Source organism: Streptomyces sp. RPT161 (genome assembly GCF_027533845.1).
Lineage (GTDB): Bacteria > Actinomycetota > Actinomycetes > Streptomycetales > Streptomycetaceae > Streptantibioticus_A > Streptantibioticus_A silvisoli_A.
In genome coordinates, this window is the sequence record NZ_JAPZVN010000014.1 from 26,285 (window position 1) to 37,945 (window position 11,661).

Genomic DNA, 11,661 nt, shown 5'->3' on the forward strand with positions numbered 1-11,661 from the left:
GGTCATCACGTTGACGGTCGGGGCGGTCGCGCTGGCGCTGCTGCTGACCACGCCGCCGGTGCGCAAGATCGCGCGCTGGGCAGTGGAGCCGTCGTTCCGCCGTCCGCGCCAGGTGTTCGGCCGCTGAGGCCGATCGGCCTGTTGCCCCCAGCGGAGCGCTCAGCGCTCCGCTGACCGCCGTTCGCGCACGCGCCGGGCGGCGGGGCCGGGGTGCGGTCCGAAAGCGGCAGCACCGGCGGTACGCCGTCCGCCTGCCGCTCCCCCAGGAACACCCGCCGGACCACCCGCTCCGCGGCGTGACCGTCGTCGTAGCGGCAGAAGCGGGCCCGGAACGCGGCGCGCAGCTCGGCGGCGCGCGGGCCGCACCAGGCGCCGCTGGTGAACGCCTCGATCAACGCTTCCTCGTCCTCGGCGACGATGCCCGGCGGCTCGGCGGTGATGTCGAAGTACGTGCCACGGGCCGCCCGGTAGGCCGCCCAGTCCCCGGCGTGGACGACGATCGGCCGGTCCAGGTTGGCGTAGTCGAACATGACGGACGAGTAGTCGGTGAGCAACCCGTCCGCGGCCAGGCAGAGTTCCTCGACCGAGGGGTGCCCGGAGACGTCGATGACGGTGGCCGCGTCGTCTGCCGGGGCCGTTGTCAGTGGCTGCTGGTAGAAGTAGTGGGAGCGGACCAGCAGGACGAACCGCGGCCCGAGGGCGCGGGCCAGGCGTCCGAGATCCAGTAGGGGGACCTGGCCGCGGCGGTAGTCGCGGTGGGTGGGGGCGTACAGAAGGGCGGTGGTGCCGGTGGTGATACCGAGGCGGTCGCGGATCCGCAGCACATCCTCGGCGCTGGCGCGGTACAGGGCGTCGTTGCGCGGATAGCCGTACTCCAGGGTGGTGTAGGACGCGGGGTAGGCGCGCTCCCACACCAAGGTGGAGTGGCGGTTGGCGGACAGCACGTAGTCCCAGCGGTCCGCGTGGGTCATCAGCCGCTCGAAGTCGGTGCCCGCCCCCGCGGCGGGATAGTCCCGCAGGTCCAGGCCCATGTGCTTGAGCGGTGTGCCGTGGTGGGTCTGTACATGGATCTGACCGGGCCGTTTGACCAGCCGGTGCGTGAAGTTGACGTTGTTGACCAGGTACTTGGCCCGGGCCAGCGCCGTCCAGTAGGCGGCGGAGCCGGGGTGCAGCCGTCGTACGCCCTCAGGCAGGGTGTGCGCGAACTCGGGGGTGGTGATCCATGCGGTACGGATGTGCGGGGCCAGTTGGCGGACGGCGGCCTCGATGGCGGCGGGGTTGCATGAGTAGCCGCGGTTCCAGTAGGCGGCGAACACCGCCAGGTCGGGGTCGATACGGCGGTGCGCCTGGAGGCGGTAGTGCGCCAGGAGCAGCCCCGCCCGCAGCTTCCGGTACGCCGCCCGGGCCGCGTCGCGCGCCGCCCGGCCCAACTGGTCGACGCGCCACAGCAGTCGGTAGGTCCGTCCGGCGCCGAGTCTGGTCAGCAGGTAGCGCACCGCGCCGCGCCGGGACGCCGCCGGGTGCCGTTGGGCCGGGCGGTGGCGGTGGTACTGCGCACGGCAGCGGCGGAAGTACTCGGCGCGGGCCGAACGCGGCAGCCTGCCGGGCGTGTTGTAGACCGTGCCCAGGTGGTCCAGCATCCGCTCGAACAGGACCGGTCGCCACCGTGCCAGTTCGGGGCGCTCGTCGAGGAAGGCGAAGACCCGGTCGTACTGGTCGAAGATGTCGAAGTGGCGGCGGCTGGTGGTGGACAGGATGTTGCCGCGCCGGCGCTGCCGGTAGTGCAGGCAGACCTGGTCGAGCACCGCGATCGACTCGGCGGCCAGCAGTGTGGGGTACGTCCAGGGGGTGTCCTCGTAGAAGCCGGCGGGGAACGTCAGGCCCAGCCGGGCGATGTACTCGCGGCGGTACGCCTTGTTGCAGGCGATCATCAACAGCCGCAGCAGTTCGGGGCGGTCGTCGAGGGTGAACACCGGGGGGCCCGACTGGCCGAGGTGGTGCGACAGGGCGTTGCGCCGCGCCTCGCCGGTCCAGTACGTGCGGTCGTAGTCGTAGACCAGCACATCGGGGTCACCGGTGTGCCGGAGCCGGTCGGCGATGGCGCGCAGGGCGCCGGGCGCGAAGGTGTCGTCGCCGTCGAGGAACAACAGGTAGTCGCCGCTGGCACGGGCCATCCCGGCGTTGCGGGCCGGGCCGAGGCCGCGGTTGCGCGGCAGGTGCACGGGGACCACCCGGCGGTCGCGGGCCGCGAAGTCGTCGATGATCTCGCCGGAGCCGTCCGGCGAGTGGTCGTCGACGGCGATGACCTCGAAGTCCGGGTACTCCTGGGCGAGCACGGACTCCAGGCACTCGGACAGGTACGCCTGGACCTGGTAGGCGGGAACGATGACGCTGAAGCGGGTCACGGCACATCCCTTCCAGGAAGGAAACTGCTCAGGTCCCTGCCCGGTTACGGCCCCCGCCGCACTCGGCGGGGCCGCCCGGATCCGGACCGCCCCGCCAACGGGCCACGCCTGGCGGCTACTTGACGGCACCCGCCATGACGCCGGAGACGAACTGGCGCTGGAAGGCGAAGAACACCACCAGCGGAATGACCATGGAGACGAACGCGCCGGGGGCGAGGACGTCGATGTTGTTGCCGAACTGCCGCACCTGCTGCTGCAACGCCACGGTGATCGGCGCCGAGTCGCTGTTGGCGAAGATCAGCGCCACCAGCATGTCGTTCCACACCCACAGGAACTGGAAGATGCCGAGCGAGGCGATGGCCGGGCCGCCCAGCGGCAGCACCACGGTGCTGAAGATCCGTAGCTCGCCCGCTCCGTCCAGCCGGGCCGCCTCCAGCAGCTCGCGGGGGATCTCCGCGAAGAAGTTCCGCAGCAGGAAGATCGCGAAGGGCAGGCCGAAGGCGGTGTGGAACAGCACCACACCGGTGATCGAGCCGAAGATCCCGATGTCGCCGAAGAGCCTGGCCACCGGGATCAGCGCGATCTGCACCGGCACCACCAGCAGTCCGACCACGGCCAGGAACCACCAGTCGCGCCCCCGGAAGTCCAGCCAGGCGAACGCGTATCCGGCGAGCGCGCCGATCACCACCACCAGCACGGTGGCCGGGACGGTGATGTAGAGCGTGTTCAGCAGCGAGTGGGTGATGGCGGAATTGCCCAGCAGCGTACGGAAGTTGGTGAGGGTCAGCTGTGAGGGGGCGGTGAGGACCCGCCACCAGCCGGAGGTGGCGATGTCGGCGTTGCCGCGCAACGAGGACAGCAGCAGCCCGACCGTCGGCATCAGCCAGAACAGCGCGATCACGATCAGCGCGACTCGCAGCAGGCCGCCGCCCGCCCGGCTGGCCAGCCGGGCCGCCAGGGCCGGTGTGCGCCGTACCGGGGCGGTGGTCACCGGCGTCGCTCCCTTCTGATCCGGCGGATGTTGAAGACCATCACGGGCAGTACGAGGAGCAGCAGCAGGACGGATATGGCGCTGCCCACGCCCTGGTCGTCGCCGCCGCCGAAGGAGGTCAGATACAGCTTCAGGGCCAGCACCATCGCGTTGTTCTGGGTGGCGCCCGGGGCGATGATGTAGACCAGATCGAAGATCTTCAGGACGTTGATCATCAGCGTGACCAGCACCACGGCCAGTACCGGTGCCAGCAGCGGCACGGTGATCCTGCGGAACACCTGCCACTCGTTGGCGCCGTCCACCCGCGCGGCCTCCAGCAGTTCCCGTGGCACACCGGCGAGCCCGGCCGCGATCAGCACCATCGCGAAGCCCGCCCACATCCACACATAGGCGCCGATGATCGACGGGGTCACCAGCGTCGGGCCGAGCCAGTCGACGCCGCCGTACTTCGCCGCGAAGTTCGAGGCGGGCAGCCGCAGTCGGGCGCCCGCCGCGGCGGCGGGCAGCGTGAACGTGCCATCGGCCGCGGTCCTGGCGGACGCCACCACGCGCCCGCCCCTGACCGCCTGCACGGTGACGCCCTTCAGGGCCTTCTCACCGGGGTCGATGACGCCGGGCCGGCCGCCACCGCCCGGATGGAAGTCCAGCCACACCGTGCCGGTGATGCCGCCGCCGTGCGGCGGTGCTGCCTGCTCGGCGCCGGGCGGCAGCTTCGTCTCCGGGATGCCGACCAGCGGCAGCAGCGCCGGGGTTCCGGGCCGCGCCGTGGACCGGGTGGTGTACGAGCCGCCCCCACTCGGCACCAGATCGGCGCCGGGGCGCGGCCGGGCGCCCGGGTACACCGAGCTGGGCGAGAACACGTCGTGGACCCCGGCGACCACCGCGTTGGCCACGCCCTGGCTCGGGTCCTGCTCGTAGACCAGCCGGAAGATGATCCCCGCCGCCAGCATGGAGATCGCCATCGGCATGAAGACCACCAGCTTGAACGCCGTTCCCCAGCGCACCCGTTCGGTGAGCACGGCGAAGATCAGCCCCAGCGCGGTGGTGATCGACGGGGCGACCACCACCCAGACCGCGTTGTTCTTGATCGCCGTCAGGGTCCCGGGGTCGGAGAAGACCGTGCCGTAGTTCCGCATCCCCACGAAGCCGGAGCCGCCCGCGTCGTAGAGGCTGCGCACGATCGAGTAGCCGATCGGATAGACCACCAGCGCGCCGAGCAGCACCAGCGTGGGCAGCAGGAACAACACCGCCACCCAGGGCCGGGACCGTACAAGTCCCCTGCGGGCGCGGGGCGTTGCGGCCGACGGCGTGCCGGGACCGGCCGCGCCGGGTGCGGCCATCGAGGCGGACATCGCCGGTCAGCCGTTCCCGTACGCCTTGGCGGCATCGGCCTCCAGCGCCTTCTGCGCGCCCGCCACGTCGCTGGGATTGGCGAGGAAGTCCTGGAGGTCCTTCCACTCGCCCTCGCCCTTGGTGCCGCCGAAGGCCGCCGGGGCCTGGTCCGACATATCGAAGCGGAAGTCGTTCCCGGCATCGATCAGTGCCTTGGCGATACCCCGTGTCACATCGTCCGGATACACCGACGGGTCGAGGGACTTGTCGGGGGAGAGGAAGCCGCCCTGCTGCGCCCAGATCTTCGCCGCGTCCGGTGTCGCCAGGAAGGTCAGCAGTGCCTGAGCGCCCTTGGTGTCCTTCAGGGCCACCGCGATGTCCGCGCCGACGGTCACCGGCGGCTTGCCGTCGCCGACCGCGGGGAACGGGAAGACCTCGGCGTCGGTGCCGATCTTCGCCTTGGTGTCGGACTCGATGAACCCGGCGACGAAATCCCCCTCGTACACCATCGCCGCCCCGGGCGGGTTGCCGGTGAATGTCTGGGTGACCGACTTGGGGAAATCTGTTTGGAGCGCGCCCTTATGTCCGCCCGCGAGCAGCTGGTCCTTACCGAAAAGCTGGCCGAGAGTGGTCAGCGCGTCCTTCACCGACGGGTCGGTCCACTTGATCTTGTGCTGCGTGAGCTCGTCGTACTTCTGTGGGCCCGCCTGGCTCAGATAGACGTTCTCGAACCAGTCGGTCAGCGGCCAGCCGTCCGCACCGCCCACCGAGACCGGAGGGATGCCCGAATCGGATATCGTCTGGGCGGTCTTGAGGAAATCCGCCCAGGTCTTCGGCACGCTGACGCCCGCCGACTGGAAGGCGGCCGTGTTGAACCAGATCAGCGACTTGTTGGCGGCCTTGAACGGCACGCCGTACTGCTTGCCGTTGTACGCGCCCAACTTCTGCCAGCCCTGGACGTAGTTGGCGTCCAACTGGGCCCGCACATCGGCGTTGACCGGCTTGATCCAGCCCCTCTGCGCGAACTGGTCCAGCACACCGGGTTGAGCGAGCAGCGCGACGTCCGGCGGCTGGCCGCCCTCGATCTTCGTGCCGAGGAAGGTGGACTCACTGTCCCCGGTCGGTGTGAAGGTGACCGACGCGCCGGTGCGCTTCTCGAACTCGGCGAGCACCTTCTCCATGTTCTGCTGTTCCGGGCCCGTCCACACCGCGGCCAACTCCAGGTGCTGACCGTGCAGATCCGGCAGCTTCACGGAGGACTGGCTTCCGCCGGTGCCCGGTGACTGGCCGCCGTTGTCGCTCTTGCCGCCACCGCCGCCGCAGCCTGCGGCGCCGAGTGCGAGCGCGGCCACCGCCGTGATGGCGAGCGCGGCATGAGCCGTGCGCGAGGTACGCATCTGCCCCTCCCCCTGCCTGCCGGAACCGTGCGACAGTCGTACGCCCGCCGCTCAGCCCCCGCAAGGCCGCCTGCGCGGCCAAGGGGGCGATCGTGACCGTGTTGTAAGGCAATTGACGGGGAGTCGGGCGCGTCAGACGAGCAGAACCGGTGCGTCGGCCCCCGACGACTCCGCGGCCCGTTGCAGCGCGCTGGCGAGCAGCGCCAAATCCGTCGGCCCGTTGCCCAGTTCACGTACCGGCCGCCGGGTCGGCGGATCCCCCATCCGCTCCCATTCCACCGGTACGACGGTGGGCCGCAGCGTGGCGGTGCGCGGGATCCGTCCACTGACCCGGCCCGCCTGGAACGGCGTCACCGCCCCGTCCGGCCTGCGCAGGTACCCGCGTCCCGGCTGCTGTTCGGCCAGCGCGGCGGGTTCCTCCACATGCACCAGCAGGGCCGCGGACTCCGGGTCCTCGGTGCGCAGCGCGATCCTCAGCCGGGCGCGGTCGTCCGCCTCGGTGCCCGCCGTACGCTCCGGTCGTCCGGTCGCCACCACCAGGTGAACGCCCAGCGGGGCCCCGGCCCGGGCCAGCGACTCCACCGCCCGCACCACCGAGCCCGCCGCCGGGCGGCCCGGGCTGCCGAGCGCGGGGGCGGTGAGCGCGTCGAAGTCGTCCACCACGACGACCAGTCGGGGCAGTTCCGCCGCGGCCTTGCTGCGCAGTTTCACCGCGCCCTCGGCGGAGGGCTGCTGCGCGCCGGTGTCGGTGCGCGGCGCCGCCAACCGCTCGGCGAACCGGTGCGTTGCGTGCCAGGAGTCGAAGGACTCGCCGTCCAGCAACTCCTCGCGGCGCTTCAGCTCGGCCGTCAACGCCTGGGCGAACTCCCGCATACGGGAGGGGTCGGAGGCGGCCAGATACGTCGAGACATGCGGCAGGTCAGTACAGACCCGCAGGCCCTCGCCGCGCTCTGGCGCACCGTCGACCAGTACCAGCGCCAACTGGTCCGGCCGGGCGGCGGCCGCCAGCGCCGCCGCCACCGAGCGCAGCAGCTCGGTCTTGCCCGCGCCCGGTGCGCCGCCGACCAGCAGGTGCGGGCCCTCGGCGGCCAGGTCCACGGCGACCGTGCCCTCCGGCCCGACCCCCAACGCGGCCCGGGGCGCGGTGGGTTCGTCAGTCCAGCGCGCGGAGATCTTCGACGGGGTCGCCAGCGCGAGGTCCAACTGGTCCAGCAGCCGGGCGGTTTCCGGCAGCGCGCTACGCGCCCGGCGCCCCATGCCGTCCGCCTCCCGCAGCGGCGCCAGCGCCCGCCCGAACCGCTCGGCCCAGGCGTCCGACACCGCGTCCACCACCGCGTGCGACGGGCCGTCCGGGGTGAGCGCCAGGGTCGTCGCAACATCGCCCTCCAACCGGGCGAGCGCACCGCAGCGGGCCGCCAGCCGGTCCGCCGACTCGGCCAGGCAGACCAGATGGATCCCGGCGGCCGGGCCCGCCTGCGCCAGCCGCGCCACCGACTCGCGCAGCGCGGTGGAACCGGGGTCTCCGTCCACCACCACGACCGTGTACGGGCCGGAGCGTCCTGCCGCCAACGCGGCCACCGCCTCCGGCTCCGCCGAGGGCCAGCCGGTGCCCAGCGGCCCCTCGTCCAGCCTTCGGGCCAGCTCGCCGGTGCGCGCCTGGGCCTGCTCGCGGTCGAAGGCGAGCAGCAGCCGGCAGTCCTGGCCGTGCGCCGGACGCAGATGCGGCAGCCAGTTCAGCCAGGACCACTCGTCGGCCCGCTGGTCCGCGCCACGTGAGCGGTCCGCGCTGATCAGCACCAGTTCCAGGGTGGCGGGGGAGTGCAGTGCGCACAGCTGTGCCACCACCGAGCGGGCCAGGCCGCTCAGCCGCGGCCGGGGGCCGACGATCCCCAGCGAGCCCGCGCCGCGCAGGCCGACGGTGACCGGCACCGAGGGCAGCGGGCCGTCGTCGGTCGGCAGATCGGTGCTGCCCAGCCGGACCGCCAGCGCGTCGGGGTGGTCGCAGCCGCGCTCCCACAGCCGTGGTCCCGGGCCCAGCGCGGTCACCAGTACGGCGGCCGGGTCGGGCGCCCGCTCCCGTAGCGCGGCGGCCTCGGCGGCCAGCCGGTCCTGCCCGGTACGGGCGCGGTCACCGCGTCCGGCGGCGCGGCCCGAGGCGAGCCGCCGGGCCAGGGCGCCTATGGCGCCGGACAGCCCGCCGCGCGCGGCCGTGGCCTCGCCGAGCACACCGCCGCGCCCGGCCAGCGTCACCGCGTCCCGCGCGACGGCCGCCAGCCGATCGCGGGTGGCGGCACGGGAAGTGTGGGCGTCCGCCTCGGGCGCGGTGAGATCGGTTTCGGGTGCTTCCGCCGGGCCGGGTGCGGGGGTTGCGCCGGTTCCGGCGCTGTCCGGGCCGGGGGCGTCCGCCGCCGCCCCGGGAGGCCGGGTGGGGCGGGCGACGGGGCTGGTGCCGGTGGCGTGGGTGGTGCGGGCTTCGGGGGCGGCGGCACGTGGCTGGTTCACGCCGGTTTCCGGGGAGCCGGTTCGGGCGTCCTCGTCGGCACCGCGCGCCGCCGTGCGTTCCGCGCCGAACTCACTTGTACGCGAGGGCGGTTGACCGGCGCCGGCCGGGCCGCCCGAGGCTGTCGGGTCCGCGCCCTGGCCGGTTCCATGACCGGAACCGGAGCCGCCCGACGGCCCGCGGGGCGCGGGTACCCGCGCGTAGGACCCCGTTCCGTACCCCGTGGGGGACGGCAGGACGACCTGGAGGTGCCCCTCGTTGTCGGGCACGACGACGAGGCCCGCGGGCGGGCCGTCGGCCGGATCCAGCCGGAGCGTGGACTCGCCGATCCGCAGCAGCGCGCCGGGCGGCAGCGGTACCGGGCGGTCGTCCACCGGGCGGCCGTCGACCCGGGTGCCGTTGGTGGAGCCCAGGTCGGCGACCGTGATCTGGCCGCCGGGGTCGACCGTCACCACACAGTGCAGCCGGGAGACGTCCGGATCGTCGATCGGTACGTCGGCCTCCAGCGATCTGCCGATCCGCACCTGGCCGCCGTGCAGCAGGTGCACCCCGCCCGCGTCGGGACCGCCGACCACCTGGAGGCGGGCGGCGGCTTCCGGATCGTCGTGCTCCGGCTCGGCCGCGGTGTGCACCGACAGCACCGCGCCGTCCACCAGAGGCGGTATGCCCAGCCGCGCGGTCTGCGGATCGAGTCGTTCCGCTCCCGCGTACAGCGCCACCGCGGAGCCGGACGAGCGCACCGGCTGCCCGGATCCGACACTGGCCGCGAGTGCGCCCGCCACCGTGCCGAGCGCCGTGTCCGCCGGAGCGGTCACGAGCACGTCACAGGCACGGCCGCTGCGCGGCCCCAGGACGGTCAGCCGGATCTGCATCGTCGTCCGCGTCCCTTCTCACCCGAGAAGCCCGGCAGGGGCGCCGTCCCCCACCGCGTCGTACGGGAGGCATCCTCCCACCTGCCACTGACACTCCGCCCCCGGCGGCCCGTATAACGATCTTGAACGGTCGGCGACCGGTGCGTTTCGGACGTATTTCGATCACCGCCGGGATCGAAAACTTCGTTCCGTGGTGAACGCGGATGCGGGCCCGGACGTTCACACAGGAGTGCCCGGCTGCCGGGCAACCGATCGCCGGTCCGTCGCGTCCTAGCCAGAAGCCCCATGTCACGGCCGTCACGCCGTCGGTCCCACAGAGCGCGGACCGGTACGGCGGCTCGGCATTACAGTGGGCGAACGGGCCATCGACGCCACGGCGCGCAACCCCCGGCGAGGGCGGGGGCGACCGGCGGGCGGGTCCGGCAAGGGATGTCGACCACGACTGGGAGCGCATGACGTGCGGCCGGTAGGCAGCAAGTACCTGCTAGAGGAGCCGCTCGGGCGGGGTGCCACGGGCACGGTCTGGCGTGGCCGGGTGCGCGAGGCGGCCGACCCCGTGGAGGGCACCGCGTCGCAGGCCGGGGAGGCCGTGGCGATCAAGGTGCTCAAGGAGGAGCTGGCCGGCGATCCGGACGTGGTGATGCGCTTCCTGCGGGAGCGCTCGGTCCTGCTGCGGCTGACCCATCCGAACATCGTGCGCACCCGTGACCTGGTGGTCGAGGGTGAGCTGCTGGCCCTGGTGATGGACCTGGTCAACGGTCCTGACCTGCACCGCTATGTGCGGGAGAACGGGCCGTTCAGCCCGATGGGCGCCGCGCTGCTCACCGCGGGCATCGCCGACGCGCTCGCGGCCAGCCACGCCGACGGTGTGGTGCACCGCGACCTGAAGCCCGCCAACGTCCTGCTGGCCAGCAGTGCGGACGGCTCCCAGATGCATCCGATGCTCACCGACTTCGGCATCGCGCGGCTCGCCGACTCCCCGGGCGTCACCCGCACGCATGAATTCGTCGGTACGCCCGCCTATGTGGCGCCGGAGTCCGCCGAGGGCAAGCCGCAGACCTCCGCGGTGGACATCTACGGCGCGGGCATCCTGATGTACGAGCTGGTCACCGGGCATCCGCCGTTCCGTGGCGAGAGCGCGCTCGAAGTGCTGCACCAGCACCTGAGCGAGGAGCCGCGTCGCCCCTCGACCGTGCCCGAGCCGCTGTGGACGGTGATCGAGCACTGTCTGCGGAAGAACCCGGACGAGCGCCCCAGCGCCGAGAACCTGGCCCGAGCGCTGCGCGTCGTCGGCCACGGCATCGGCGTGCACGCCACCCCGGCCGCGGCCGAGGCCGCGCTGGGGGTCGCCGCCCTGCTCGCCCCGGACCCGGCACCTGCTCAGGTGCCCGGCACGGGAGTGGGCACCGGTGCCGGGCGGGGACCGGCGGGCGCCGCCGATCCGACGCAGGTGCTGCCCACCGGCGCCGCCGCGCCGTACGGCCAGTACGGGCAGCCGCAGTACGACCCCAACGGCGCGACCAGCGTGCTGCCGCACTCCGCGCCCACCATGGGCGGCGACGGCACCCGGGTGATGCCGCCGCTGCCGGACGCCACCCCGGCGGCCCAGGCGCAGCAGTCCCAACAGCCGCAGGGGCCGCACCCCTGGGAGTCCCAGCTCAACGCCGCCCGCAGCCGCAACGAGCAGACCGAGCTGCAGTACCTCGACCCCAGCCAGGACCCGCTGCGCCGCCGCCCGCGCCGCCAGCCCGCCGCCGCGCCGCAGCAGCCCTACCAGCAGCCGCAGCCCCGCTACCAGCAGCCCCAGCCGCAGCCGCGCTACGAGCCGCAGCCTCAGCGCTACGAGCCGCAGCGCCGCCCGGAGCGCGAACCGGCGCCGCGCCGCGAGCCGCGCCAGCGCACCCCGATGCGGATCCCGGGCCTGGGCTGCCTCAAGGGCTGCCTGTTCATGATCTTCATCCTGGTGGTGATCGCCGTACTGGTGTGGAACTTCACGCCGGTGCCCGACTGGGTCGCCAAGGGGCAGAGCTGGTACGACGCCACGTCCGGCTGGATCAGCTCCGCCTGGCACTGGGTCTCCGCCCTCGGCCGCAGCTCGAACCGGATGATCGGCAACGGCTGACGGGCAACGGGCGGTTGACGAGGCGGGTCCTGTGGAGTGATC

At 73.0% G+C, this 11,661-nt stretch carries 6 protein-coding genes; 1 reads left to right on the forward strand and 5 read right to left on the reverse strand.

Going from position 1 to position 11,661, the window contains the following annotated elements:
- Window positions 1–5 precede the first annotated feature (5 nt).
- The 5 genes from O5O46_RS24235 to O5O46_RS24255 form a co-directional block, all read right to left on the reverse strand.
- Complete coding sequence (locus O5O46_RS24235; protein ID WP_269857673.1) at window positions 6–2,405, reverse strand: bifunctional glycosyltransferase/CDP-glycerol:glycerophosphate glycerophosphotransferase; 2,400 nt, start codon at window positions 2,403–2,405, stop codon at window positions 6–8.
- Between the two features lie 115 nt (window positions 2,406–2,520).
- The gene (locus O5O46_RS24240; RefSeq protein WP_269857674.1) at window positions 2,521–3,396 is read right to left on the reverse strand and encodes a carbohydrate ABC transporter permease; all 876 of its coding nucleotides are present in this window, start codon (window positions 3,394–3,396) and stop codon (window positions 2,521–2,523) included.
- Window positions 3,393–4,748, reverse strand: coding sequence for a carbohydrate ABC transporter permease (locus tag O5O46_RS24245; RefSeq protein WP_269857675.1), 1,356 nt, complete (start codon window positions 4,746–4,748; stop codon window positions 3,393–3,395). Before O5O46_RS24245 ends, O5O46_RS24240 begins: the two co-directional genes overlap by 4 nt.
- 6 nt (window positions 4,749–4,754) lie before the next feature.
- Window positions 4,755–6,125, reverse strand: a complete 1,371-nt coding sequence (locus O5O46_RS24250; RefSeq protein WP_269857676.1) for an ABC transporter substrate-binding protein — start codon at window positions 6,123–6,125, stop codon at window positions 4,755–4,757.
- 132 nt (window positions 6,126–6,257) lie between these two features.
- Window positions 6,258–9,497 carry an FtsK/SpoIIIE domain-containing protein gene (locus O5O46_RS24255; protein WP_269857677.1) on the reverse strand — a complete coding sequence of 1,080 codons (3,240 nt, stop codon included), beginning with the start codon at window positions 9,495–9,497 and terminating at the stop codon, window positions 6,258–6,260.
- Between the two features lie 457 nt (window positions 9,498–9,954).
- Here O5O46_RS24255 and O5O46_RS24260 point away from each other — a divergent pair, with 457 nt between their 5' ends.
- Window positions 9,955–11,619 carry a serine/threonine-protein kinase gene (locus O5O46_RS24260; protein WP_269857678.1) on the forward strand — a complete coding sequence of 555 codons (1,665 nt, stop codon included), beginning with the start codon at window positions 9,955–9,957 and terminating at the stop codon, window positions 11,617–11,619.
- Window positions 11,620–11,661: the final 42 nt, after the last annotated feature.